Raw genomic sequence first — 26,188 nt, 5'->3', positions numbered from 1 at the left:
GAGGGAGAACAAGTCAATGATTGAGTTAAAAAAAGTCAGTAAATACTTTAAAATGGGTAATCAAGTTCAAGAGATATTGAAACCAACAAATTTAGTAATAAATAAAAGTGAATTTAATGCCATAGTTGGTCCTAGTGGTTCAGGAAAATCCACTTTACTGACTATTATAGGGGCTCTACAAAAGCCTAGTTCAGGCGATATTTATATTAATAATCAAAGGTTAACAGAATTTAACCAAAAAGAATTATCAAAGTTAAGATTTTCAGAAATAGGTTTTATTCTTCAAACTTCTAACCTAGTACCTTATTTGACTGTCCAAGAGCAATTTGAACTGAAATATAATGTTGTTGGGAAAAAAATTAACCAACAACGAATAGATCGATTACTTGATGAATTATCCATATCTCATTTAAAAAACAAATATCCAGAAGATATATCTGGGGGAGAAAAACAACGAGTCGCTATAGCTTTAGCTTTAGTGAATGAACCTAAAGTCATTTTAGCTGATGAACCAACTGCCAGCTTGGATACTAATAGATCTTTCGAAGTTATAGATATATTTAAAAGAATATCCAAAGATAGTCAAACAACTATTATTATGGTGACTCATGATGTTAGGATGCTTGAAAAATGTGATCGAATATTTGAAATGAAAGATGGCGTATTGGAAGAGAAAAATATTAATTAATCTATTTAGTGAATTAAACAAATGTATTACTATATATATGGAGACCTCTATTTATTATCAATTAGATAATAGAATAGAGGTTTTTTTAAATAGAATCTAAAAGTAATGATTTATTTAGGTGTACAGCTTAAGTTAAAAAAAAGAGAAATTTATTTGGACTTCTTAGAAAGTCATAGGTGATTTAAAATTCAAGGTGAAGGTGATGATTATGGAAAATAATTATAATTTATCAAGTGATAAGCGAAGAATTGAAATTTTAAGGCGATTGGTTGAAGGTGAGCATATTAGTTACCAAACACTGTCAGATGAGTATTTTGTCTCAAGAAGTAGTATTGCTAATGACATTATTTATATAAAAAAGTTATTTGCTAAAGAAGGGTTGTCATTAAATTTTGATAACTCAGGAACTTATTTTGAGGGTAGTGAGGCAGAAATTCAAAGAGTTCTAAAAAGAGCTATTTTGAATAATATGAATGAACTAACAGTTGTGGATCACTTAGTAGATTTAACTTTAATGAATCAAGTAAGAGAAGTTTTTGTATCAGCTATCCAAAAGAAAAAAATTGATATTCCAGAAAGTTATATTCAAAGTATTGTCGTTTCAATTTTATTAATTATTGAAAGGTCAGATAAAATGATGAACTTTCTAAGTAATAAAACAGAAGTTAATAAATTTTTCTTAGAGTTTGATTTATATCCTCTTGTTTATGAGTTACTTAAAGAATTTGAAGAACAAAACATTTATCAATTTTCTCCTGAAGAAATTCAGTATTTAACGTCTTTAATAATTGGAAGCGGTCTTAAATTTTTTGTGAAAGATGACAGTATTCCTTTTTCATTTAGAGGGAAAACACGTCACTTTATTCAAAAAGTAAGCGAGGGCTTACAAACTGATTTGACTCAAGACAAACGCCTAGAAGAAGATTTGTTAGTTCATCTCTATCAGTTAGTGTTGCGGATAGAAGCTCAAAGCACAATCGTTAATCCTTTAATTAAAGATATTAAAAAGAAATACGCAACGGTTTATGGTGTTGTGTGGTTTGCGTTAAATGATTTTTTTAAGTCTTACAAGGTGACCTTATCAGAAGATGAAGTCGGTTTCGTTGTCATTCATATTCAAGCGGCTCTAGAAAGAGTTCAAAAGGTGAGAAAAATTTTATTTGTTTGTCCGAATGGTATTGGAACAAGCTCATTTGTTTCAGCTAAGATTAGAAAAATTTTACCTAATATTGATTCAATTGAAACAGTTTCGACTAATGCTCTAAAGCACATTGAGTTATCTGACGTAGATTTTATTATTTCAACTATTGATATCACAGTACCAGATAAAAAAGTTGTAAAAATATCACCAATGGTAACTAGTGATGACATGAAAAATATTATGAATCACTACATTGATTTAGTTGTGGAAATGGACCAAGAAGTAGACTCTACTATATCAGCAAAAGTCGTTGAGACAATTGCTCAAAATATTCTGTTTGGCAATTTTAAAGAAAAAAATGAAGCTCTAGATTACCTAATCGAGAAACAAATTTTTGAGAATAAAGAAATAAAAGAAAAATTTCATCAATCTGTTTATGATAGGGAAAAAATTCAATCAACCTATTTAGGAAATGGCTTTGCTATTCCTCATGGAAATCCAAAGTATGTGGAAAAAACGACGATTAGTGTTTTGGTACTAGATAAACCGGTTATTTGGGACAATCAAAAAGTAGATGTCATTGTATTGTTAATGATAAGAGAAGAAGATATGAAAGAAGTTGAAGCAATGATGGAACTTGTAATGAGGGGAATCACTGATAAGGAATGGTTCATCACCAAAATGTTAGAGATAAAGGAGTGAGAAAATGATAAATATGTTGCCAGAAGATCATATTTTAGTAGTAGATCATGTAAAAGATTGGAAAGAAGCGGTGGATTTAGCTAGTCAACCATTACTTGAGAAACAGTTAATCACAGACGTGTATGTAGAGAATATGAAACAAAGTGTTCTCGATAATGGACCTTATATGGTTTTAACAGATTACTTTGCTTTGATGCACGCTAAAGCAGGAGAGGGGGTTAATCAAAAATCAATGAGCTTACTCGTAACAAAAGAGGAAGTATCAATGGAAGGCAAGCCAGTCAAAATATTCTTAGTATTAGCAGCAGAAGATAGTCAGAACCACTTAGAAAGTTTACAACAGATTATGACAGTGTTTATGGATGATGAAAATTACCAAACGATTATGAGCGGTCAATTAGATAAAATAAAAAAACTATTTAATAAAGGAGAGTAATTATTATGAAAATTTTAGCAGTTTGTGGATTTGGTGTAGGTAGTTCAATGGTTTTAAAAATGACCATAGATAAAGTAGCAAAAGAGATGGGGATTCAGGCTAGTGTTGAAAACACAGACTTGTCATCAGCTAAAGCAACTCAAGCAGACGTGTATTTTACAAGTCAAGAATTACTAAATGAATTAGCTTCATCAGTAAAAAATCCTGTTTATCCTGTAAAAAAATATATGGATAAAGAAGAAGTTAGAATGCAATTGGAAAAATTTTTAGAAGAAAGAGGTAATTAAAATGGATTTTATAACTAATCAAATACTAAAAAATCCACCTGTTCTCTTAGGTTTAATTGCAATGATAGGTCTCCTTTTACAAAGAAAACCTATTGCTGAAGTGATTAAAGGAACTTTAACAGCAGCTTTTGGGATGGTAATCTTATCTGCTGGTGTAAATATGTTAGTTGGAGCTATTGCCCCAATTAATACAGCGGTACAAACACAAATGGGTGTTGCAGTAACAGAAGGTTTATCAGATGTAACTTTTACAGCTGAATACGGTGGAACAGTTGGACTAGCAATGTTCTTAGGTCTTATTATTCATTTACTTATTGCTCGTTTTACACCAGTTAAAACAATTTTCTTAACTGGTCACATGCTTTGGTGGTTCCCGTTTATCGTTGTTGCAGGTGGAGTTGAAGCAGGAATGCGTGGCACATCATTAATTATTTTTGGTGCTATTCTTTCAGCTTTATACTGGTCATTTATGCCTTGGATTATGAGAAGATATGTGTGGGATGCAACGGGTGACGAGTCATTCTTAATTGGTCATCCAACAGGAATTTTATCTATTGTTTCAGGATTTGTAGCCAAACGAGTAGGAAATAAAGAAAAATCTACTGAAGATTTAAAAGTTCCAGAAGGTTTTTCATTCTTTAGAGAAATTTCAATTACTGGTGCATTAGTCATGTTTATTATGAACATTATTGTAGCTTTTATTGCTCCAGTTTTAGTGCCAGAAGGCGGTAATATGTTTATGTTTGCTGTTAATGCTGGACTGAACTTTGGTGCAGGTTTACTAATTATGTTATACGGGGTTCGTTTATTAATTAATCAAATTGTACCAGCATTCCAAGGGATTGCTGAAAAAGTTGTTCCAGGTGCAATTCCAGCATTTGATGTTCCAATTCTTTTTAACTACCGACCAAATGCTGTTATCATCGGTTTCATTGTTGGGATGATTACTTCAACTATTTTTGTTATTATCGCCAATTCATTTAACGTTTTTGGTGTTTTATTAGTACCTTTAGTTATTACTAGTTTCTTTGAACTTGGTGGAGCAGCGGTAATTGGAGAAGGTCAGGGTGGTTTACGTGGTTCAATTATTGGGACAACAGTTGCAGCTCTTGTAATGGTTGTTTTAGTAGGTGTATCAGCTATGTTACTAGGTTCAACTGTTCAAAACTGGATTATGATTTTTGGTGGTAATGACTTATCACTTTGGGGAATCCTTGCTAGAGGATTAGGAAGTTTATTTGGAGGTTTCTAATATGTTTCAATATATGGATAAAGTAACAAAAATTTTAGAAGTCGTAAAAAAAGAAGAAAGTGGTGTCATCCAAGAAGCAATTAATTTGATTACAGAAGCTAATTTGAATAAACAATCTGTTTTTATTTTTGGCGCAAGCCATGCAGGCATCTTAATGGAAGAAATGTATTATCGTGCTGGTGGTATGATGACTATTAATCCAATTTTTGGTCGCGAAGTCATGCTAGATCGTTCACCTATTACATTCACTAGTCAAATGGAGCGTTTAGAAGGGTATGGTACTTCATTAGCTAGTACAGTAGACTTCAAAGAAAATGATGTACTAATTTTACATTCAGTATCAGGCCGAAATCCAATTATAATAGATTTAGCTATAGCAGCACGTGAAAAAGGTGTTAAGTTAATTGGCTTAACCAATGTAAGTTATTCAAAATCTGTAACAAGTCGTCATTCTTCGGGGAAAAGATTGTTTGAAGTTGTGGATATTGTCATTGATAATCATGGTGACATTGGGGATGCTTGTTGTGATATCAAAGGAATTGAGCAAAAAGTAGGAGCATCTTCAACAGTTGTTGGAGCAAGTATTTTAAATACTATCATTGTTGAAACATGTCAAAAATTAGTTGATAGTGGCGTAGAATATCCGCCTATTTTTTACTCGGCAAACCTTGATGGTGGCGATAAATTAAATCAAGAATTATATGAACAATATAAAGAGTCAATTCATTACCAGTTTTAAGTGATTTAAAAGGGAAGGGAGCAGGCGGAGAAATTCGTCTGTTTTTTTGTGATTAAAACTAAGAGATAGAGCATGTTATAATAAAGAATCATTAATCATTGAAAGAGGTACCAGTATGCAAATAATTGCGTTATTAAGAGGGGTTACACCAAATGGACAGAACAGAATCCCTAAGATGTCTTACTTAGCTGAAATTATGGAAGAAGCAGGTTTTGAAAACGTAAAAACCTATATTCAAAGCGGTAATATTCTGTTAGAAACAGAGTTATCTAAAGAAGAAACAGCCATCAAGATTCATGAAGTTATTAAAGAAAAGATAGGTGCTGATTTATCAGTAATTATCAAAACAAAAGAAGAATTATCTCAAGCAATTAAAGGAAATCCTTTTAACGAGGAATATGATTACTCGCGGATTCATATGATTTTTACTAATGATAGAATAGATGAAGTGAAGCTATCAGAACTGAGTAAAGTCCCTTTGGAAGGTGAGCTTTTCCATTCAAATGAAGCCTGTTTTTATCTTTACTTGCCTCGTGAAGCACAAAAGAAAAAATTAAACACTAATTTCATTGAGAAGAAACTAGGGATAACCGCTACAATGAGAAAAATCAATGTGATTCAAAAATTACATGATATGTTAGAAGAAATGGAATAGTGAAAAGGAACTCAGAGAATATTTGAGTTCTTTTTTATTCACTTTGTTGTTAACTTAAAGGATAATCAAATGATATAATAATAAAAAGGAGGTTTTTGTTATGAAAAAATTAAATAAAGACCAAAAGAATACTATGGTCGTGGACTATTTGAGGTCTTTAATCAATTAATCGACTAAATTTAATTTTAGGAGAATAGTAATAGTATGAAAAATAATACATCTTTAAGGACTATTAAAGAAGAAGATTTGCAACTAATTTGGGAGATTAGTTATGGTCCAAAAGCAGATTTAGAATGGATGAAATACAACGGTCCATACTTCAAAGATCCAGTAGAAACATGGGAAACTTTTTCAACTGGATACGGAAAATCACTTATTAACGATTCTATGAGTAAAGCTATTGTTGCTGATGATAAAATTGTTGGAATTGTAACAGCTTACTGGATAGATGGCAATTTGAAACAATGGTTAGAAGTTGGGATATTAATATATGATGTAAGTATCTGGGGAAAAGGAATTGGCAACGTAGCACTTTCTCTATGGTTAAAAGAATTGTTTAATCAATTTGATTACTTGCCACATATCGGTTTTACGACATGGTCAGGAAATAAAGGGATGCAAAAAATTGGTGAGAAATGTGGTATGCAAAAAGAAGGTGTGATAAGGAAAGTTCGCTTTCTAAATGGCCAATACTATGATTCAGTTAAATATGGTATTTTAAGAGAAGAGTTAGTTTAACTTTAGTATTAATTAATATAAATTAAGGGAGTTTGATTTATGAATAATATGAAGATTTATGTTAGTTTGTTAGGTGCATTTATATTTTCAATAGTTGGTATGGGACTATTGAACTTGCTGTTAAATGAATCGTTTTTTGAAAAGAGTACGCTAATAGGAGCAATCGTTGGAACAGCAACCATGAGTTTTTTTGTTTTACGTGAACAGAGAAAAAAATCTAAAAATTAAACAGTTTATTGTTACAAAATTAATAGGAAACCTAATAAAAGCTCTCAGAATTATTCTGAGAGCTTTTTGTGATTGGAGTATAGCTATTATTTAAATAGTGTAAGAGGATAATAATTTCCGACAATAACATCAGAATAAAGTTTTTTTGAAACATATATGTCTTCTTGAACGATACGATTATTTTCTAATGTTGCTTCTATTGTTAGTTGATACGACACTTTTTTCTTTTTTTCAGAATCATTTGCTATAAAAAAGTTCTCGGAAATTTTTGTACCAGCATTTGAAAGGTCACTAGACATTGAGGTAGGAACTAATTTTAGTTTATTAGAATTGTCTATAATTTGTTTATCGATGACTTTTATTTCATCGAGTTTGTCGATCATTCTTTTTTCATTTTTACGTCTTTTGAAAAAAAGAAAACCTAAAACAACAATAATAAGTATCGTTAATGGAATCATAAAAAACTCCTCCTTTTATAGTACTAATATGACATATAAATACTTGTATTTCTAGTAGTGACTAGGCTTGTTTTACCGAGTTCTTACTCAAATATTCTGATAGATTCGGAGATTGTTTATATTTGAGGGAACCTTTTTTATCTTTTTCAAAGATAGCTGTTTCTAAATCGATATGATTAAGAGCAGCGATAGCAAATGTATAATGAATGACATCAGCTAATTCATCGGCCAGAGAGTTATCAGATGTTTTCTTTTTTCGACCTTGAATTTGATTAAGAACTTCTGCAACTTCACCTATTTCTTCAACTAACTTCATAAAGAGACTTTCTGTTACACCTGTCTCTTTGTATTTTTGTTCTAAATAATGTTGTAATTGTTTAACTGTTAGGTTATCCATGATAAACCTCTTTTCTTACTTTTATTTAATATTGTATCATCTAATCTAAATAAGTTGTATGAATACTATATAGATTAAAAAGCCTTCAGAATTATTCTGAAGGCTCCTCTCTTTAAAGTCTTAATCCTTTTTTTTGAAATATTTGCCTTTTATTGTTTTGACAATAAAAAATAATAGCCCAAATATCATTAAAAATATACACATCAAGACAAATGTCTCTAGGATAGAAACGTCAGAATTATCATCGAAAAAAGGTAATGATATCATTATTGCTAATGATAAGAAGATGCTAATAATAGCTATTATACCTTTTGTCATCTCGTTCAATGTTGTTATTTTTTTCTCATAATATTTATGAGGCACAACACCGTATAGATAAGTTACTTTTTCTTTGTCAGTTTCTTTTAAAAAATAGTTTTCTAATTTAATAAAGTCTGAAATAGTTAAAAAACCAATTTGTTCCATAGAGAGTGAAAAATCACTTTCGACTGTGTCTTTAACGCCTAAAATAAAAAAATCATCCTCTACATTGTATTTTAAGATGATGTCATCATCATTAAAGAAAAATACAATTTCATCACTAAAATAGTCAAAATAATCATCTTGGTTAATTGGCGCAGAAATATCACGAATAGTTATATTTATATTGTTTTCGATAACGATTCCTTTTTCGATTTTTGAATAATGAAATATTTGATTCAGTAAATAAATTAAGTATTCTTCCTGATATTCACCAGATCTTCTGAAATAAAATTTATATCTTTCAGGAGTGTTAACAAAATTGATTTCTCTATAATCTTCTTGAGTATATGTTATTTCCATAAATTTTTTCCTATCTTATTTTTAATTGAAATCTATTACGAATTTGAGTATACAAGATTTCGTTCTTTGATGATAGATACTAAAAATTATTTCTGATACATAATCTTTAGTTTTTTTATCTGAACTACAACCAGTAAAGTGAGTTTTATTGAAAATATAGGAACCTGTTAGTTGTCAAAATGAATATAAATGTATTTTAAATTATTCGTTAATAAAATCTAATGAGCGATATAATGAAAAGTGTGTTATTTTAAATAATTAGAAAGGATGAGTCTAATGAAATCAATTTCCTTTGTTTTATATGCAAATCAGTTACTTAGTATCACTTACATAGGAGGTTTAATGGGACCAAAGCAAAAACAATTAGAGGACAAACTGAAGGATACTTTTGAAAGTGACTATGAAGTGAATTTTAGCTGGGAAGAATCTATAAAGGGACAGTCAGTTGATGCGCTAATAGTTCCAGAACCATTTCCTCCAATAGAAAATAAGAGTAGTATCTCCATTATAAAAGTGCCTGCTCAATACTTTTATCTTGATAAGATGCAAGACATTAAGAATATTGTTGATAATTTTTTTATAGAGTGATTAGTTATAATGTTATGATTAATTGAATGTGAAAATAATAAACAGCTTGGTTAGTGATAAGGAATTGCTAACCAAGCTATTTTTATCTAAAAAAATATGGCGTAAATTTTAAAATTTATCGTATGTCTATATCGGTGATTAAAGGTTATCTCCCATTAAGAATAAAATTTAGTTTAGAGGGAAGAAATGGTTTGGAATATAGAAATGAAGAGCGAAAACCATTTACATTATTAATGAAAAAGAAAGCAGTAGTGAGATTCTTAATTTTTGGAAAAAATGTAATGAAGGGTAAATTTTTAGTACCATATCTCAATACACGACTTAGTATGATGTTTATGGTGTTTGTGCCCCAGTTGAAAAGCTAAATAAGTAGTAATCTATTTATTAATACAGTAGTTAAGACTAACTAAAAGAGTTAGTCTTTTTTTCATACCTAAAAACAAAAAAAGATAATATCAATTGACAACACATAGATGTTCATCTATATTAGTTTTATAAATAGATGGCCGTCTATATGTGACTTTGTAATAAGGAGGTGACCTTGTGCCACCCTTACAAAGATTAACAGCTCGAGTACTTGGAGTTCTTTTGTCAGTTGTTGTTGCTTATCTCTTTAAAATTGACTTACCTATAGGCTTGATAATAAATATTCTTATCGTTATATTTGTCCTATACCTAGTAGAAAAAAAGAAAGAAGTGAAGAAATGAATTATGAAGCTTATTCAGCCAAATTAAAAATAATAACTGATCCAAAAAGAATGAAGATTATTGATCTACTGTCTTGTGGTGAAATGTGTGCCTGTGATATTTTAGAGCATTTTGATTTTACACAACCTACCTTATCTCATCACATGAAAACATTAGAAAATGCTGGTTTTGTTAACGTTAGTAAAAGAGGTAAATGGAATTACTATAGTTTAAATCAAGAAACTCTCACTAATTTTATGAGAGAATTTAATCAACTATTCTTTAACTCAGATAATTGTATTTGCCAGGAAGAACATAATAAAGAAACTAAAGAGGAGCGTTTAATATCATGAAATTAGAATTATTTGAAGAAGCTTTATGTTGCTCAACAGGCGTTTGTGGGCCATCAGTAGATGAAAACTTACTTAGAATTACTGGTGTCTTTGAGTCACTAAAAAAATTAGAAAACTTTGAAGCGAATCGCTACAACTTATCATCAAACCCAGCTGATTTTACTAAAAATGCAGAGGTCTTAAAAGAACTACAAGAAAAAGGAAAGGACATTCTGCCTATTACATTAGTTAATGACAAAATTGTAAAAACAGGTAGTTACCCTACTAATAAAGAAATCGAAGAATTAACAGGAGTTATCTTTGTCACACAAGAATCAAACAATAATTCTTGTTGTGGAGGTAATGGAACATGCTAAAAGACGTTGAATTATTTAATCCTTTAGAGATTGATTTGACTAAATACATGTTCTTTACCGGTAAAGGTGGCGTTGGTAAAACAACAACAGCTTGTGCTACTGCTGTAAAATTTGCTAAAGAAGGAAAGAAAGTTCTTTTAGTCAGCACTGATCCTGCTTCAAATTTACAAGATGTTTTTAATACGGAATTATCCAATAAATATAAACCAATAGAAGGAATAGATAATCTTTCTGTAGCAAATTTTGATCCAGTAACAGCTGCTGATGAATACATGGAGTCAGTTGTAGGTCCTTATCGTGGCGTTTTACCTGATTCAGCTGTGGCTAATATGGAAGAACAATTATCTGGTTCTTGTACAGTTGAGATTGCAGCGTTTAATGAGTTTGCTAATCTTTTAACGGACAAAACAGTTAATACGGAGTTCGATTATGTATTATTCGATACTGCCCCAACAGGACATACGCTAAGAATGTTACAATTACCTGCTGCATGGGATAATTACTTAGATGAAAACACAACAGGAACCTCTTGTTTAGGTCAATTATCAGGTTTAGGTGACCAACAAGAAACGTATAAACAAGCCGTTGACACATTAAGTGATGGTTCTAAAACAACCTTAATTTTAGTTTCAAGACCACAAAAAGCTTCTTTTATTGAAGCAAGTCGAGCGTCACAAGAGTTACAAGAACTTGATATTAATAATCAAATTCTTGTCATTAATGGTATCTTACTTGGACATGATGATGAAGTCTCAACTATTATTTATAACCAACAACATCAAGATATTGAAGAACGTCCAGAGCATCTAAAACAATTTAAAACTTATCAAATTCCATTAAGAACGTATAATGTAACTGGTTTAGATAAATTAAGTATTTTACTTGATAATGAACAACCTAAAGGAACTTCTAATGTTGTCATTAAAGAAGATTACCCTGAAATGGCAACTTTAATTAATGAATTAGATAAGAAAAATACAAAAATCGTTTTTACTATGGGAAAAGGTGGCGTTGGTAAAACAAGTATTGCTATTGAGATTGCTAATGAATTATCTCAACGAGGTAAGAAAGTTCGCTTAGCGACAACAGACCCTGCTGACCATCTACATTTATTTGCTCATAATGATAATATTTCGATTAGTCATATTGATGAAGATAAAGAACTAGAAGATTACACCAATGAAGTCTTAGAAAAAGCTCGTCAAAATTTAAGTGAAGATGAAGTGGCATATGTAGAAGAAGATTTAAAATCTCCATGTACACAAGAAATCGCAGTCTTTAGACGTTTCGCTGAAATTGTTGATTATGCAGAACAAGATGATGTAGTTGTTATTGACACAGCACCAACAGGTCATACACTTTTACTTTTAGAATCATCACAAAACTATGCAAAAGAAGTTGAGAAAACATCTGGAGAAGTCCCAGAATCAATTACTAAGCTACTTCCTAGACTTCAGAACCATAATGAAACTGAAGTTATTATGGTCACTTTACCTGAAACAACTCCAGTCTATGAATCCATGCGACTAGATAAAGATTTAGATCGTGCAAAAATCGCTCATAACTGGTGGATTGTCAATCAAAGTATGTTTGCTACACACACAACTAACGAACTCTTGAAAGAAAGAGCTATGAATGAAGTTGAGTGGATTGATAAAGTATCTGAGTTATCAAATGGGAAGTTTGTTGTAAAACAATGGGAAGCTGAAAAATAATTTTTTTGGCCAACACATAGATGTACATCTATGTGTTGGCCAATATAATTTGGAGGAATGACAAAATGAGTAGTGTATCAAAAAAAATGTCAATTTTAGATAGGTATTTAACCCTATGGATTTTCTTAGCAATGGCTGTTGGAGTTGGGATTGGTTATTTATTCCCTGGAGTACCAAAAGCAATGGACAATATGTCTTACGGAACAACTAATATTCCTTTAGCAATCGGATTAATCTTAATGATGTACCCACCACTAGCTAAAGTAAAATACAAAGAAATCGGTCGCGTTTTTAAAGACTGGAAAGTGCTATTATTATCTTTATTTCAAAACTGGGTGATTGGTCCTATTTTAATGTTTGTTTTAGCCGTTGTTTTCTTAAAAGATTACCCTGAATATATGGCTGGTCTAATTATGATTGGTTTAGCTCGTTGTATTGCAATGGTGATTGTTTGGAGTGAACTAGCTCAAGGAGATAATGAGTATACAGCTGGTTTAGTTGCTTTCAACTCGATTTTCCAAATCTTTTTCTATCCAATCTTTGCTTATATCTTTTTAACAGTATTGCCTAAAGCAATTGGCTTAGAAGCTCATACGTTAAACATCACAATGGGTGAGATTGCTAAGAGTGTTTTCTTTTATTTAGGGATTCCTTTCATAGCTGGATTTTTAACTCATGTCATTTTAACTAAAATAAAAGGTGAAGATTGGTATGAAAATGTCTTTATCCCTAAAATTAGTCCAATTACACTAATTGCTTTACTATTTACTATCGTTACAATGTTCTCTGTAAAAGGAGATAAGATTATAGAATTACCAATGGATGCTGTTAGAATTGCTATTCCTTTATTAATCTATTTCGTTTTAATGTTCTTTGTCTCATTCTTACTATCTAAGAAGATGGGAACAAGTTACCCTGTTGCAACGTCACTTTCATTTACAGCAGCTAGTAATAACTTTGAGTTAGCTATTGCTGTAGCCGTTGGTGTATTTGGTATTAATTCGGGGGAAGCTTTTGCGGCTGTTATTGGACCGTTAGTAGAGGTGCCTGTATTAATTGCATTAGTTAATCTAGCTTTAAGATGGAAAAACAAATATTTTAATCAAAAGGAGTTATCGCTATGATGAAAAAAATCTATTTCTTGTGTACAGGCAATTCATGTCGTAGTCAAATTGCAGCTGGATTAGCCAAATCAATTTTAAACTCTGATGAGTGGGAAGTTAGAAGTGCAGGGATTGAAGCTCATGGGATTAATCCAAGAGCTGTAAAAATAATGAATGAAATACATATTGATATTAGTCAAAATAAGTCTGAAATCATTGATATTGATTACTTAAATTCATCTGATCTAGTCATCACGTTATGTGGTGATGCGTTAGATAATTGCCCAGTCATTCCAAAAACAGTAGAGCATCAACATTGGGGATTAGAAGATCCTGCAAAAGCAACTGGTACAGAAGAAGAAATCATGACTATGTTTAGAGAGACAAGAGAAGAGATTCAAAAGAGAATTAAATTAATTTAGTTCAAGCTTGTGTTTTTGATTATGCTATACTATAAAGAGAAGCATAACAGGAGGTACAGAGATGAAAGTGTTCAAATCTGATAAAGTGTTTGTTTGGTCGTTGTTTATAGCCGCTATGGTTCAATTGATACTAACTGTTATATTTAAAGATATAGCTGTTGCCTTAGTACCTACAGTAATAAGTTACTTTATTGCAAAATCGATCTTGAATAGTAAATTAGCAGAAGATGTTGTTTAATACTTAAATAGAATTGCCACAACTTGTTTCGATGAGTTGTGGTCTTTTTTGATTGAGAAATAATAGCATAAGAAAAAACTTCTTTAAGCATGTAGTAATGCTTAAAGAAGTTTTTTAAGAATTTTAATTTTATTCCCACTCAAATGTTGCTATATTTTTAATTAGTACTTGTAACCCTTGGTAATAAAGCGATTTACAGATATTGATTAGGTGTAGTCACTAATAAAAATGCCATTATTAATGCCAAATACTAGAAATTAACATGATTTTGTAATTGTTGAACTGCTCCAGTTTGCATATCAGGTGTAACATGAGTGTATATACCTAATGTTGTTTCTATTTTTTCATGTCCTAATCTTTGCTTAGTAGCATTAGGTGAAACACCTGCTTCAGCTAATAAAGTTGCATGAGTATGTCTGAATCCATGCACCGTAATAGGAGTAAGATTATATTTTTTTATAATTCTATCCAATATTCTATTAGGGGTGCTGTTGTTCAAATATTCTAGTTCTCTTTGAGGAGTCATTTTAGGGAATACTAGAAATTTTTTTGGACTATCCACTCTTATACCTGAAGCCAATAATATTTCTCTTTGCTCTATCTTCCAAGCTTTTAAGATGCTTATAGTAGGTTCATCAAGCTTAATTGTTCGTACTGAACTTGAAGTTTTAGGTGTATCAACATTATATCTTCTTTTTCCCGCATTATAATATGCTGTTTTTTCAATCCTCATAGTTCCATTGTTAAAATCAATATCTTCCCAAGTCAAAGCTAATGCTTCACCTTTTCTTATCCCAGTAAAACTAATAACTCTAAAAAAGGTAAACATTTTTGTATCACATTCTTCTTTAAAATGTATTAAATACTGCTCTAGCTCTTCTTTTGTGAGGAAGTTTCCAGTTTTTTCAAGAGCAGGAACTTGTGACTTAGGTACATCGACCCTACTCATGGGGTTAATGTCTAAATATCCCATCTTAATACCATAGTTCATAACCATATCAAAACGTATTTTGTTTTCATTATAAGAGCGATATTTCATAGCCCAACTATTAAGAACTTTTTGACACATTATAGGCGTTATTTTATCAACTTTAAAGTGTCCAAAATGAGGTAAAATACGAACTCTAAAAATAGTCTCAATCGAATCTTGTGTATTAGGTTTTATTGACAATTTGTGAGTTTCGAACCAACTTTCATAAAGAGTTTTGAATGTAGGTACTTCTTTTGGTTTTGTTAATAAGCCTTGTTCAGCTTTTAACTTTAATTTCGAATACATTAAAGTTGCTTCTTTTTGTGTTCTAAACCCTGAACGTGTTGTTTTTTGAGGTTTCCCAGTTAAAGGATTAATTCCTAGGTATATTTGGAATTTGTAAGCTGTATTCCCTTTTTTATCAGTGTATTTTGTAATTTTTGCCATGTTGTAGCCTCCTATTATTGGTCAATAGGCATTACCCATTGGGAGCAATATTAGAAGTTGTAAATTAAATTATTGTTTTTTTAGATGGTGAATTTAACATTGCTCCATCTCTAACACCTCCATTTTTATTGTTTTGTAATCGCATTCAAGTATTGATTTAAACCTAGCAATTGTCCGTCTGTTAATTGTTGTTTTTTAAATAAGATATTTTTCTCCTTATTGATACCTACGTTAATGATTGTCGAAACATCAACTTCGTTAGAAGTTATATTAGTTTTTTCTACAGAGTGTGTTGCTGTTGAACATGATTCATATTGTCTTGTTCGTAGTTCAATCTTATCTAAAAAATCACCTAGATGATTATATAAATTTGTTTTATCTGTTTCATTGTAAACATCTCTAAATGCAAATGCTTCAGCTGAACCGATAGAATCGATTTCTTCATCTGATAGTATTTTTCTAGTATTGTTAGATTCAATAGTATATTTTTCATACAGTTCTTGGTACATGGATAAATTAATTAAAGTTCTCAGTGAAACGTCTAAATTATCAGCAATCTTTATTAGTGTTGATAAAGAAGGTGTACGTTTATCTGTTTCTAGTCCACCAATATAAGAACGGTCAACTCCTATTGCTTCAGCAAGGTCAGCTTGTGTATATTTTGGTTTAATCTTTCTAAAGTGTTTAATTGCGAATCCGAACTTCATATTTTAATCAACTCCTTCTATACATACTACTTTACCATATAGTTGACTATAAGTCAACATTGTTTTTATTTGTTTACTTATAGTAGACAAAAATGCGAATATATGTTACTATTGGTTTATTAATTAAAGAGGAGATGATAAATATGATAACCGTCAGGTTAAATACATAAGGAGGACAATAATCATGAACAATCAAATGACTAATCTTGATAGTATCTTTAAAAATGCTATCAGTGAACTAATAGATGAGAAATTCTCGAGCTTAGTAGCTGTTATTGAAAACTTATCTAGTTCTAATCAACCTTATCCTGAATACATGACTATAGGTTTAGCGTGTAAATACATTGATGTATCTAGAAATACACTGTCAAAATATATTGATGACTATGGATTACCAGTTATGCAAATTGAAGGTATTAAACGTATTGCTAAATCTGATATAGATAGTTTTATGCTAAGTCATAGTATCTAAATGTCTTAGTAATATCTATTTTTCTTTTTAACATAAGAGAGTAGAGAAACTTAGTGTAAATTATAGGAGGGTATATAGAGATGGATAGAGAAGTAACAGTTAATAAACTAATAAAACAGATGGATACATTGTTCATTACATATAGACGACAGTATCTAAAACAGGTGAAAACAGAAAGTGGAAGTACTTTTATAACGATGACAGGAATGGTATTAGCTCCATGGCAAATTGAAGAGCATTTGGTTCATGGAAACACTATAGGTGTTAAGCTAGGTAAGGGAGGTCTAACAAAATTCTTTACCTTTGATGTTGATATTATGGATGAAACTGATAGAAGACTAACAACTCTATCTTTGGTAAACAAATTAAGGAACTACTACGGAATACCGCTAAAAGATATTCATGTTTGGTATTCAGGGTTAAAAGGTTATCATGTTGATTTATATTTTGATAATGTGATATCTGAGAAAGAACTAGAACCATTTTATTATGAGGTTTTACACGAATTAAGGGAAACTCCTAAAAGAATTGAAAGAAGACCAACTACAGGAATGGGCGTTAAATTACCCTTAGGTGTTCATCTCGCTACAGGTAATTCATGCTACTATGTAAACAATCAAACGTTAGAACCTTTATCAGAGGACTATTTTTTAAATATAGTACCTCAATCATTGGAAGAATTTAAGGAGAATATCTTAGATGGAGTTGAAGAGAAATATTCTTCAATAACTATAAAAAAAATAAATAATCAAACCAATAACACTGAATTTCAAGTCAATGGTAAAGGAAAAGAAATTCAGCATAATGTAGTAAATATCTTAAATGCAGGACATTTATTAAAATCTAATAGCCGTAATGATTTTACTTTTAATGCTTCGAGAGTACTAAAAAACCAAGGACATAATTCAGAAGATGCATTTGATATAGTAATCAAGGTGTTAGAAAATACGTTTAATAATGTAGAAACTAGGGGCTATTTAGATAGAAAGTGGACAATGTCAACGTTAGCTAGTGAAACTAAAAGGGTTGTTCAGTTAGTTTATGAAAAAGATTATGGAATGAGCCTGAAAGCTAAAGAAATTACATTCAATCAACAGGAAATGGATAAGATTATGGATGTTAAGCCAAGACATTTAAGAAAACTTTTGTTTAGCTTAGTGAGAGTTTCTAAAATGTATGCAAAAGATAATGGTGAATTTTTTGTTACTCATGAAAAACTTGGTGAGATGGGAAATGATAAGAATGCGGGACGAAGTATTAAAAATATTAGAGAACTTGAACAGATGGGACTTGTTGAAATCGTTCAATCAGGTCATTATATAAGTGACAATAGGTGTGCACCAAATTTCTATAAGGTATTAATAGAAGAACCGTCGAATGTTGATGCTAAAACAGTGACCTATAGTAGTGATGATGAACTTGAATTATATCAGGTTATAAAAGACTTAAATCCTGATATACAGACCAATGTAGTATACACATTTAAATAAACGAATAAAGACACTTATTTGCTTACGATAGGTGTCTTTATTTGAACTCATTTCTTTCTATTTCTTGCCTTTTTAGAAGAGTCATATAGTCTAATGTTTTTTCTTTATCATCATCAGATAAAGAGCCGTACAGGGCATTAAAATCACTGTCTTTATAATATGTATCTCTATCTATAAAGTGGCTTAGAGGGACTCCAAGAGCTTTTGAGAGCAGGTTTAAGTTCTCAGTTCTAGGCTCGGTTATTCCTTGCTCCCAGCGTGCAATTGCTTGCTGAGAAGTATGGATTTTTTCAGCTAGTTGTTTTTGAGACCAACCTAATTTTTTTCTATTTTCTTTTATAACTTTTGCATATTGTAATGATTGAGATTTCATGTAACTACCTCCTCAATAAATCAAGGATACAACAATTCGTTGTATCGGAACATATCTAAAGTTGTAAAACTCGTTATAAGTGTTGTTTAACATCATATTGTTGTATATAATGTTGTTGGGAGGATATGTATGAATAATAAAAGAAAGCTTGCTTATTACAGAGAACAGAAGGGGTATACCCAGCTTGAAATTGCTGAAAAGTTATTGATAACACAGCAGACTGTTAGTTCATGGGAGAGAGGAAGAACTGTCCCAAAACTACATCAAATGAAAAAACTTTCTAACGTACTTGAAATTGATATTGATGAATTATTTTATGAGGAATTTAATGTCATTAGTTAATACTATGTAACCGAGTATTATTATTTTTTGTATGATATCATTATTTACAAGGAGGAGAAGTATGGTTTTAATATTAAAATTAATCAGTTTAGTGGTACTAATTTATGGAGGAGTTCAAGTCTTTAGTGGTATCAAAGAAGTTGAAGAAAAAAATGAAAAAATTAAAAAGGTAGGGATAGGGAGTTTAATTATTGTTATTGGTCTTATGATGTTTCCTTCATGGTCTAACAAAGATGTAAAGGCTCAAGAATGGGCTCATACAAGATTTAGAGAAGTATACTGGAACTCAGCTGATTTGGTTGAAAAATCGTCAATTGTTATTAGTAGCAATGTATTTTATTTAGATGACCCTGATTCTGAGACAAGACAAGCGTATAAACAACTTAATGAAGACTTAGGTACAGAGTATGTTGAGAAAAGTTCTGAAGAGGTTGAAAAATCTTTTAATGAAATAGACACTGAATTAAAAGAAGCTCAGAAAAAAATTAAAGAAAATAAAGTTCCTTGGTATTTAACAAATGGTATATACAAAAAAGGAAAGAAAATAATGAAATTACAAAGTGAACAATTAGAATTGATAGAAAAACAGTCTAAAGGTTTTCAGAGGAAGGGAAATAAATTTTTTGGAGATTCTTTTAAAATTGAAAAGAAAATCGAAAAGATAGATAGCCAAATAAATGATATTTTAGAAGAAGATGATATTCTTTACTATTAAAGTACTGGGTTATATGTATCTTTCAATAAGGAGAAGTGAAGTGAGATGAAGAAAAGTAATTTAATGATGATGTTTTTAGTTCTTTTTGTTTTTACTGGTTGTAAAAACGTTACAGAGGAAAAGGAAACTATTGAAACTACTAAATCAAGTTCAGTAAAAATTTCAAAAGAATCTATTGAAAATAATACTACAGACACAACTTCAAATCCTGAAGTTAAGAACGAGTGGAATGCAGGAAGCAAAAAGGAATTAGATGATTTTGTGATTAAATGGGGAGAAGGAAATAACCATAAATTATCATCGTATACGCCATCTGAAAACTTAGATTGGTATGGAGTAGAGATGCCTAAAGATTTGTTAGTTGATACCAATAAAATAGCTGGTGCAATCGAAGGGAATCAATTTTCAATTGCTTGGTCGGAAGATGGGAAAATAGTTAATGATGTAGACCGTACCTTAGTAGGAGTATATTCTAATGCTTTTAATCAGCCGTATGATAAAAAATATTTATATTTCTTTACATTACTCCCTGATGGAACACCTGAAGTATTAATGTCTTCTCAGAGTCAAGGAAATGAAATTACAAACTATGTGTATTTTAGTCCATTAGAGGATGGTAATTTGAGTAAAGGTTTTGCTGATATTATTGGATATAAAGTAAAAACGCCTGTAGAAAATCAGGCAAATAACGATAATATATTAAAAGACTTTGTAAGCAATCATTTTACTGACGAATTGCCTTTTGAGGGATATATTTTACAAGATAACGAAGGTGTGACGTACTACCTCAATGAACAGGTTCCAAATGATAAAGAATCAATTAAAGCAGTGATAGACCATGCCACTGTATTAAGTGGTAAAATAAAGACTGAAGTAGGAACAGGACTCCCGATTAAAGTTAAAGAGCCTAATATTTCAGAGTATAGTTTAACAGTTGTCGATGGAGAGTATACTCAGGCAAACCATACGTTCGGAAGAATTGTACAAGGAATAGAATAAATAAGATAACCCCACCCCGTTACTGCGGAATCGTATATAAGGGTACCTCATTTAAAGCTATAAGGCTTTACTTGGGGTATTCTTTTTCTGTCAATTGCAAAAGGATAAAAAATTTTGTATCTGAAACTTATCTGAAACAAAGCTATATAGATGTTGGTATAATAAGTTTTGTGTGTTTCAACTATCCATCCATTAAAAGCTACTTTTAAGACTAAAATATCTGAAATACCTTACAAAACAGTGGGGAAAAATTATCTGTAACAGACCTGCAAATATTTCATGTATAGATATTATTGAAAAGAGTATGTATAATTGGGATACGCAAGTTTTTATGTCTATTTTATATAATTAGAGATGAGAGGTGTGTTTGTGGGAAAGCAAATGGTTGAATATCTATACTATGCTAAAAAAGGAACTATAGAAAATATCGAAGAAGTATTCCGAGGTATTATGTCAAAGTTTTCAAATGATTCTCAATTTCAAAGTGATTTTGAGTGGGAGAACTTAGTGTTTCAGTGCGAAATGGTGACATATGGCAATTCGTTGAATGTTATTTTTATATATAATAAAGTAGGGCAAATTGGAATTAAAGAAGTACGAATCTTTCAAAGAGTTTTAGAAAAAATAAATATTGAAGTTAGTAAATCAGGAATAAACCATACAACTCTATTAGATACTAATTCATTATTTTTTTCAAAGAAGCTATTACCCTACTTACATAATTATGAGTGGTCTATGAGAAAGCTAATTTACTTGGTCGCTCCTGCATATTTTTCAGATGATTGGGTAGAAAAATCTGTACCTAAGCAGATAATAAGTACTATTAAAAAGAAACAAAAAGGTGAATATGATTCTAAAAATTTACTACAATCATTGGATTTATATGATATTGAAGAGTATTTATTTGGTGAAAATTATGTAAAAATATCAGGAGATGATGGAGAAGAAGTTTTTAGGTTTAAAGAATATAACTCTAATGAATTGATAGACTTTTTTTCTGAGGGAACATATACGCTATCCAAACCTCATTCTCTATGGGAGGATATTTTTAATCAGTATGTTGATATCAAATTAGAAGAGATTCAATTAGATATGAAATTAATTAGAGAAGGTAGGAATAGTGTAAGTCATAATAAAGAAATAACTGAACTCGTGTATCAAGAATTACAGAAAAAATTAAAAATATATATAAACTTATTAGAGTCAGCATTTAAAAAAATACTTTCGGGTGGAATAGATAGTGAAGAATTAAATGACATGGCAGATGATTTTGAAGGTTATATTGATAATAGGTTAAATACAACTGGAATTAAGAACTATACAGACATTTTAGCAAAACAAATGTCAGCACATGAATCACTTATGAAGAGAGTAAACGCAACAACTGGAATTAAGAACTATACAGATATTTTAGCAAAACAAATGTCAGCACATGAATCACTTATGAAGAGAGTAAATACAACAACTGGAATTAAGAACTATACAGATATTCTAGCAAAACAAATGTCAGCACATGAATCACTTATGAAGAGAGTAAACGCAACAACTGGAATTAAGAACTATACAGACATTTTAGCAAAACAAATGTCAGCACATGAATCACTTATGAAGAGAGTAAACGCAATAACTGGAATTAAGAACTATACAGACATTTTAGCAAAACAAACAACGGTATTTGATTTACAAGATATGGTAGAGACAAACAGAATTGAAAAAGATGTAAAAAAGCAAAAATTACCTCAAAAAAATAATGAAGATACAGAAAGATAGTATATAAAACTATATATAGGATGTGATATAAAATGGTATGGAGTTGCGATAGCTGTAAAAGTGATATTGTAGATGTAAAAGATGGAATTTTAGAGTGGAAAAATACAAGAAACCATGAAAGATATGATTTACATTTAGTACATAATAACGAATGTTGTTCATATGATAAAGATAGGTTGTCAGATACAGAAAATGTGACAGTTTCTTATAGTTTGTTAAAAAATTATGTAGGTCAGGATGGTTTAATGACTTTTTTAGAAGAAATTGATTTGAAGGATTTTTCGGATGATAAAGAAGTTTTGGAAATGATAAAGAGATTGCACATTGAAGGTTATGATGAAGTTAGGTTACATATAAAACAAGCGATTTCTGAAGGAGTATATGTACCAAATACTGCACCAATGTTTCCTATGCAAAGTGATATAGAACAAATTAAAGAATGGAAGCAACAAAAAGGAGCCGACCACTAAGGTTAGCTCTCTTTTTATGCTCCCAATGTTAATGCCATCTAAATGCCATATTTTGATAACAAATGATAATTATTGATATGATTTATTACGAAAACTATTGATTTATAGCACCATTGAGAATGAATGAGAATCCTTGATATTAAAAGGTTTATTCCCACTCAACAGTTGCTGGTGGCTTACTCGTAATGTCATACACGATACGGTTAACGTGGGCTACTTCGTTTACGATACGAACTGAGATTTTTTGTAATAAGTCCCAATCAATACGAGCGAAGTCAGCAGTCATTCCATCAATAGATGTAATGGCACGGATACCAACTGTGTAGTCATAAGTACGACCGTCTCCCATAACACCAACTGAACGGATGCCAGGAAGAACTGTAAAGTATTGCCAGATATCGCGGTCAAGACCAGCGTTAGCAATTTCTTCACGTAAAATCGCGTCACTTTCGCGAACGATTTCTAATTTTTCTTCTGTAATTTCACCAAGAACACGGATACCTAATCCAGGGCCTGGGAATGGTTGACGCCATACTAATGCTTCAGGCATTCCTAATTCAATACCTAATGCACGTACTTCGTCTTTAAATAATGTGTTTAATGGTTCGATTAATTCGAATTCCATATCATCTGGTAAACCACCAACGTTGTGATGTGATTTAATCACTTCAGCAGTATCAGTTCCACTTTCGATAACGTCTGTGTATAGAGTTCCTTGAGCTAAGAAGTCAATTCCGTCTAATTTAGCAGCTTCATCATCAAATAAGTAGATAAATTCGTTACCAATGATTTTACGTTTTGTTTCTGGATCAGAAACGCCAGCTAATTTATCTAAGAAACGTTTTTTAGCATTCACACGGATAATGTTTAAGCCGAATTTTCCAGATAAGCTATCCATTACTTGATCGCCTTCATCTTTACGTAGTAAACCATGGTCAACAAAGATACATGTTAATTGGTCGCCGATTGCTTTTTGTAGAAGAACTCCAACAACACTTGAATCCACACCACCAGAAAGAGCTAAAAGAACTTTTTTATCTCCAACTTGTTCACGGATTTTGTTGATTTCAACTTCAATAAAGCTTTCCATTGACCAGTCACCTTTAGCGCCACAGATATCAAAAGCAAAGTGACGTAAAACGTCGTTACCATGCTCAGAATGACGAACTTCTGGGTGGAATTGAACAGCGTATAAACCTTTTTCATGGTTTTCCATTGCTGAGATAGGGCAGTTAGCACTTGTTGCCACTACTTCAAATCCTTCTGGAACTTCTGTTACTAAATCACCATGACTCATCCATACTTGATGGTGTTCAGGTAATCCGTTAAATAATTTTGTTGATGCGTTAGAAATATCTAACATCGCTTTTCCGTATTCAGGAGCTCCAGCGCTTTTAACAACTCCACCTAATTTGTGAGTCATTAATTGCATACCGTAACAGATACCTAAAATTGGGATACCTAATTCAAAAATTTCAGGGTCAATCGAGAAACTTTCTTCGTCATATACACTGTTTGGGCCACCAGAGAAAATAATTCCTTTTGGAGCTATTTCCTTAATTTCTTCCACAGTAATCTTGTGGCTCATTAATTCAGAGAATACTCCAAATTCTCTAATGCGGCGTGTAATTAACTGGTTATATTGGCTACCAAAATCCAATACAATGATTTTTTCCATGTCTTTAAAATCTGACGTGTTTGTCACTTGCTTCACCCTATCTTTCTTTTTATTTGTGTTACTAGAACTTCCTTAAAGAGATTTCATCAATCGTGTGATTGACAGTTTTATGTAAAACCACGTCGGCTCGGCTTTTGGTTGGCAAGATGAATTCTGTTAAATTTTTAAGGTTAACGTCTCTCCATACTTGACGTGCAAAAGCTAAAGCGTCTTCTCTAGGTCCATTCGCATATTCATAATAATAATTAGTTTTGTCGTCTTTTGCAAGGTCTAATAATGCTTCAAAGCGTTCTAAGTACCAAGATTCAATTAAATCTGGTTCAGCATCCACAAAAACAGAGAAGTCAAAAAAGTCACTAATATAGATTTGTTGGTTTGCAGGTAGCTGTAAAACGTTGATACCTTCGACAATTAATATATCTGGTTGAGTAATTTCTTCGAACTCTCCAGGGATAATATCATAAATTTCATGTGAATATCGTGGAATTTGTAAATTATCTTTACCATTTTTAACAGCATTAAGAAAATCTAATAATAATTCCATGTCATAACTTTCAGGAAACCCCTTTTTATCTAAAATGCCACGTTCTTCTAATTCAGCAGTTGGATATAAAAAACCATCTGTGGTAATAAGTTGAACGTTACGTCTTTTAAAGGTTCTTGAAAGCATCATTTGAAGTAAGCGAGAAGTAGTGCTTTTTCCTACAGCTACACTTCCAGCTACACCAATAATAAAGGGCGCAGGAGGTACGAATTGTTGCATGAACATACCTTTGCTTAGGTGTAGTGATTCATATTCTTTCATATAGATATGAATCAAATGAGTTAAGGGGATGTATATGTCTTGTACATCCTGTAATGATATTCGGTCGTTAAAACTTTTTATCTGTTGTAACTCCGTATCAGTCAATGGGGCAATACCGTTTCGATAAAAACTTTGCCACTCATCACGAGTCAAATGATAGTAGTTTGTTTTTTCAGTCATAGTTAAACTCCTAAATAAGATTCCTGTGGTATGCTACTAATAGCAGAAGATGTAAACCAGTAGTCTGAACATGAATCTTTGCTTTTTGATTGATTTTGATTTGGGATAAACATGTTTACAACTCCTTAATTCATGCTATGATGTTAAAGTCTTCATGATTATATCATAAACAGGCCATTAGATTGAAACAAGAGGTGTTAATTATGCTAAAAATAATTCTTTTTGGAGATAGTATTACAGCTGGTTACGAAGATGGCGTAACAGACTTCAGGTTAAATGAGGAAATAGAAGCAGTTTACCCTGATAGCGAGGTCATTAATGCGGGAATTCCTGGAGATACTACTCACGGTGCTTTAAGTCGATTAGACGCTCACGTTTTAAAATATCAACCTGATTTAGTCGTTGTTTTTTTCGGGGCTAATGATGTGTCAAATGTAATCGGTATTAATATAGAAGAATATGTTATTAATTTAAAAGAAATAGTGAATCAAATTGGCTATTCTAAAGTGATATTACTAGGTCCGCCATATGCAGACCAACGTATTTATAGTAACGAAAGATCTTTAGAAAGCATTACGGCTTATAATGAGGCAGTTAGAAGAATTGCTGAATCAAACAAAATCACTTATGTTGATGTATTAGAGAGTATGTTGAAACAAGAGTCTTTGTCTTACTTACAAGAAGACGGCCTTCATTTTTCAAGAAAAGGTTATCAGTTATTAGGCCAATTAATTAATCAAGAAATCAAAAAGAAAGAAGGATAAC

Annotated in this window: 33 protein-coding genes; 25 read left to right on the top strand and 8 right to left on the bottom strand. The window is 31.3% G+C overall.

Annotated elements, in window-relative coordinates; translation table 11 throughout:
* Positions 1-16: 16 nt before the first annotated feature.
* From ACODH8_RS06105 to ACODH8_RS06065, 9 genes are all read left to right on the top strand, one after another.
* The gene (locus tag ACODH8_RS06105) at positions 17-688 is read left to right on the top strand and encodes an ABC transporter ATP-binding protein (RefSeq protein WP_332466390.1); all 672 of its coding nucleotides are present in this window, start codon (positions 17-19) and stop codon (positions 686-688) included.
* Positions 689-896: 208 nt separating this feature from the next.
* The gene (locus ACODH8_RS06100) at positions 897-2,531 is read left to right on the top strand and encodes a BglG family transcription antiterminator (protein WP_332466389.1); all 1,635 of its coding nucleotides are present in this window, start codon (positions 897-899) and stop codon (positions 2,529-2,531) included.
* A gap of 4 nt (positions 2,532-2,535) precedes the next feature.
* The gene (locus ACODH8_RS06095; RefSeq protein WP_332466388.1) at positions 2,536-2,967 is read left to right on the top strand and encodes a PTS sugar transporter subunit IIA; all 432 of its coding nucleotides are present in this window, start codon (positions 2,536-2,538) and stop codon (positions 2,965-2,967) included.
* 5 nt (positions 2,968-2,972) lie between these two features.
* Entirely contained in the window at positions 2,973-3,254 is a 282-nt protein-coding gene (locus ACODH8_RS06090; protein WP_332466387.1) for a PTS sugar transporter subunit IIB, read from the top strand.
* Between the two features lies 1 nt (position 3,255).
* A complete protein-coding gene (locus ACODH8_RS06085; RefSeq protein ID WP_332466386.1) occupies positions 3,256-4,506 on the top strand; it encodes a PTS ascorbate transporter subunit IIC in 1,251 nt (416 codons plus the stop codon).
* Between the two features lies 1 nt (position 4,507).
* Positions 4,508-5,245 (top strand): sugar isomerase domain-containing protein, encoded by a 738-nt coding sequence (locus ACODH8_RS06080; protein WP_420503855.1) that lies wholly within the window; start codon positions 4,508-4,510, stop codon positions 5,243-5,245.
* A gap of 115 nt (positions 5,246-5,360) precedes the next feature.
* Positions 5,361-5,900, top strand: coding sequence for a DUF1697 domain-containing protein (locus tag ACODH8_RS06075; protein WP_332466384.1), 540 nt, complete (start codon positions 5,361-5,363; stop codon positions 5,898-5,900).
* A 204-nt stretch (positions 5,901-6,104) separates the two neighbouring features.
* Entirely contained in the window at positions 6,105-6,638 is a 534-nt protein-coding gene (locus tag ACODH8_RS06070; RefSeq protein WP_332466383.1) for a GNAT family protein, read from the top strand.
* A 39-nt stretch (positions 6,639-6,677) separates the two neighbouring features.
* Positions 6,678-6,866, top strand: coding sequence for a hypothetical protein (locus tag ACODH8_RS06065; RefSeq protein WP_332466382.1), 189 nt, complete (start codon positions 6,678-6,680; stop codon positions 6,864-6,866).
* An 86-nt stretch (positions 6,867-6,952) separates the two neighbouring features.
* Here the strand turns inward: ACODH8_RS06065 and ACODH8_RS06060 are convergent, their stop codons facing one another.
* From ACODH8_RS06060 to ACODH8_RS06050, 3 genes are all read right to left on the bottom strand, one after another.
* Positions 6,953-7,324 carry a hypothetical protein gene (locus tag ACODH8_RS06060; protein WP_332466381.1) on the bottom strand — a complete coding sequence of 124 codons (372 nt, stop codon included), beginning with the start codon at positions 7,322-7,324 and terminating at the stop codon, positions 6,953-6,955.
* Positions 7,325-7,385: 61 nt separating this feature from the next.
* Positions 7,386-7,721, bottom strand: a complete 336-nt coding sequence (locus ACODH8_RS06055) for a MazG nucleotide pyrophosphohydrolase domain-containing protein (RefSeq protein WP_332466380.1) — start codon at positions 7,719-7,721, stop codon at positions 7,386-7,388.
* A 120-nt stretch (positions 7,722-7,841) separates the two neighbouring features.
* Positions 7,842-8,543 (bottom strand): hypothetical protein, encoded by a 702-nt coding sequence (locus ACODH8_RS06050; RefSeq protein ID WP_332466379.1) that lies wholly within the window; start codon positions 8,541-8,543, stop codon positions 7,842-7,844.
* Positions 8,544-8,819: 276 nt separating this feature from the next.
* On the opposite strand from ACODH8_RS06050, the gene ACODH8_RS06045 reads away from it, so the two are divergent.
* The 8 genes from ACODH8_RS06045 (at position 8,820) to ACODH8_RS06010 (ending at position 14,005) form a co-directional block, all read left to right on the top strand.
* Positions 8,820-9,131, top strand: a complete 312-nt coding sequence (locus ACODH8_RS06045) for a hypothetical protein (RefSeq protein WP_332466378.1) — start codon at positions 8,820-8,822, stop codon at positions 9,129-9,131.
* Positions 9,132-9,674: 543 nt separating this feature from the next.
* Entirely contained in the window at positions 9,675-9,839 is a 165-nt protein-coding gene (locus ACODH8_RS06040; RefSeq protein WP_332466377.1) for a hypothetical protein, read from the top strand.
* Positions 9,836-10,171 (top strand): metalloregulator ArsR/SmtB family transcription factor, encoded by a 336-nt coding sequence (locus tag ACODH8_RS06035; protein WP_332466376.1) that lies wholly within the window; start codon positions 9,836-9,838, stop codon positions 10,169-10,171. Before ACODH8_RS06040 ends, ACODH8_RS06035 begins: the two co-directional genes overlap by 4 nt.
* Positions 10,168-10,527: an arsenite efflux transporter metallochaperone ArsD gene (gene arsD, locus ACODH8_RS06030; protein WP_420503848.1), complete on the top strand. Its 360-nt coding sequence runs from the start codon at positions 10,168-10,170 to the stop codon at positions 10,525-10,527. Before ACODH8_RS06035 ends, arsD begins: the two co-directional genes overlap by 4 nt.
* On the top strand, positions 10,521-12,242 hold the full coding sequence (gene arsA / locus ACODH8_RS06025) for an arsenical pump-driving ATPase (RefSeq protein ID WP_332466375.1): 1,722 nt from the start codon (positions 10,521-10,523) through the stop codon (positions 12,240-12,242). The genes arsD and arsA overlap by 7 nt, the downstream gene beginning before the upstream one ends.
* A gap of 65 nt (positions 12,243-12,307) precedes the next feature.
* Positions 12,308-13,366, top strand: coding sequence for an ACR3 family arsenite efflux transporter (arsB, locus tag ACODH8_RS06020; protein WP_332466374.1), 1,059 nt, complete (start codon positions 12,308-12,310; stop codon positions 13,364-13,366).
* On the top strand, positions 13,366-13,767 hold the full coding sequence (gene arsC, locus ACODH8_RS06015) for an arsenate reductase (thioredoxin) (protein WP_332466457.1): 402 nt from the start codon (positions 13,366-13,368) through the stop codon (positions 13,765-13,767). The genes arsB and arsC overlap by 1 nt, the downstream gene beginning before the upstream one ends.
* Positions 13,768-13,828: 61 nt before the next feature.
* Positions 13,829-14,005 (top strand): hypothetical protein, encoded by a 177-nt coding sequence (locus ACODH8_RS06010; RefSeq protein ID WP_332466373.1) that lies wholly within the window; start codon positions 13,829-13,831, stop codon positions 14,003-14,005.
* A gap of 250 nt (positions 14,006-14,255) precedes the next feature.
* Here the strand turns inward: ACODH8_RS06010 and ACODH8_RS06005 are convergent, their stop codons facing one another.
* Both ACODH8_RS06005 and ACODH8_RS06000 read right to left on the bottom strand, forming a co-directional pair.
* On the bottom strand, positions 14,256-15,422 hold the full coding sequence (locus ACODH8_RS06005) for a tyrosine-type recombinase/integrase (protein WP_420517634.1): 1,167 nt from the start codon (positions 15,420-15,422) through the stop codon (positions 14,256-14,258).
* A gap of 125 nt (positions 15,423-15,547) precedes the next feature.
* Entirely contained in the window at positions 15,548-16,129 is a 582-nt protein-coding gene (locus tag ACODH8_RS06000) for a helix-turn-helix domain-containing protein (RefSeq protein ID WP_420517633.1), read from the bottom strand.
* Between the two features lie 184 nt (positions 16,130-16,313).
* On the opposite strand from ACODH8_RS06000, the gene ACODH8_RS05995 reads away from it, so the two are divergent.
* Together ACODH8_RS05995 and ACODH8_RS05990 are read left to right on the top strand one after the other, a co-directional pair.
* Positions 16,314-16,601, top strand: a complete 288-nt coding sequence (locus ACODH8_RS05995) for a helix-turn-helix domain-containing protein (RefSeq protein WP_420517632.1) — start codon at positions 16,314-16,316, stop codon at positions 16,599-16,601.
* 80 nt (positions 16,602-16,681) lie between these two features.
* A complete protein-coding gene (locus tag ACODH8_RS05990) occupies positions 16,682-18,091 on the top strand; it encodes a DNA primase (RefSeq protein ID WP_420517631.1) in 1,410 nt (469 codons plus the stop codon).
* A 37-nt stretch (positions 18,092-18,128) separates the two neighbouring features.
* Here the strand turns inward: ACODH8_RS05990 and ACODH8_RS05985 are convergent, their stop codons facing one another.
* Positions 18,129-18,464: a helix-turn-helix domain-containing protein gene (locus tag ACODH8_RS05985; protein WP_420517630.1), complete on the bottom strand. Its 336-nt coding sequence runs from the start codon at positions 18,462-18,464 to the stop codon at positions 18,129-18,131.
* A 129-nt stretch (positions 18,465-18,593) separates the two neighbouring features.
* Here ACODH8_RS05985 and ACODH8_RS05980 point away from each other — a divergent pair, with 129 nt between their 5' ends.
* The 5 genes from ACODH8_RS05980 to ACODH8_RS05960 all read left to right on the top strand — a co-directional run bounded on the left by ACODH8_RS05980 (position 18,594) and on the right by ACODH8_RS05960 (position 22,760).
* Entirely contained in the window at positions 18,594-18,806 is a 213-nt protein-coding gene (locus ACODH8_RS05980) for a helix-turn-helix transcriptional regulator (RefSeq protein ID WP_420517628.1), read from the top strand.
* A 61-nt stretch (positions 18,807-18,867) separates the two neighbouring features.
* Entirely contained in the window at positions 18,868-19,521 is a 654-nt protein-coding gene (locus ACODH8_RS05975; protein ID WP_420517626.1) for a hypothetical protein, read from the top strand.
* A gap of 45 nt (positions 19,522-19,566) precedes the next feature.
* A complete protein-coding gene (locus tag ACODH8_RS05970; RefSeq protein WP_420517624.1) occupies positions 19,567-20,520 on the top strand; it encodes a DUF4767 domain-containing protein in 954 nt (317 codons plus the stop codon).
* A 369-nt stretch (positions 20,521-20,889) separates the two neighbouring features.
* On the top strand, positions 20,890-22,290 hold the full coding sequence (locus ACODH8_RS05965; RefSeq protein WP_420517623.1) for a hypothetical protein: 1,401 nt from the start codon (positions 20,890-20,892) through the stop codon (positions 22,288-22,290).
* A 32-nt stretch (positions 22,291-22,322) separates the two neighbouring features.
* Positions 22,323-22,760, top strand: coding sequence for a hypothetical protein (locus tag ACODH8_RS05960; protein ID WP_420517622.1), 438 nt, complete (start codon positions 22,323-22,325; stop codon positions 22,758-22,760).
* Between the two features lie 148 nt (positions 22,761-22,908).
* Here the strand turns inward: ACODH8_RS05960 and guaA are convergent, their stop codons facing one another.
* Positions 22,909-24,438, bottom strand: a complete 1,530-nt coding sequence (gene guaA / locus ACODH8_RS05955; protein ID WP_420503961.1) for a glutamine-hydrolyzing GMP synthase — start codon at positions 24,436-24,438, stop codon at positions 22,909-22,911.
* 61 nt (positions 24,439-24,499) lie between these two features.
* On the bottom strand, positions 24,500-25,423 hold the full coding sequence (gene coaA, locus ACODH8_RS05950; RefSeq protein ID WP_332466371.1) for a type I pantothenate kinase: 924 nt from the start codon (positions 25,421-25,423) through the stop codon (positions 24,500-24,502).
* A gap of 203 nt (positions 25,424-25,626) precedes the next feature.
* Between coaA and ACODH8_RS05945 the strand changes: the two genes are divergently transcribed.
* Entirely contained in the window at positions 25,627-26,187 is a 561-nt protein-coding gene (locus ACODH8_RS05945; RefSeq protein ID WP_332466370.1) for an SGNH/GDSL hydrolase family protein, read from the top strand.
* Position 26,188: the final 1 nt, after the last annotated feature.

This window comes from Vagococcus fluvialis, from assembly GCF_048815235.1.
Taxonomy (GTDB): Bacteria; Bacillota; Bacilli; order Lactobacillales; family Vagococcaceae; genus Vagococcus.
The sequence above is the reverse complement of the archived record's forward strand: the minus strand, read 5'-3'. Positions and strand labels throughout refer to the sequence as shown.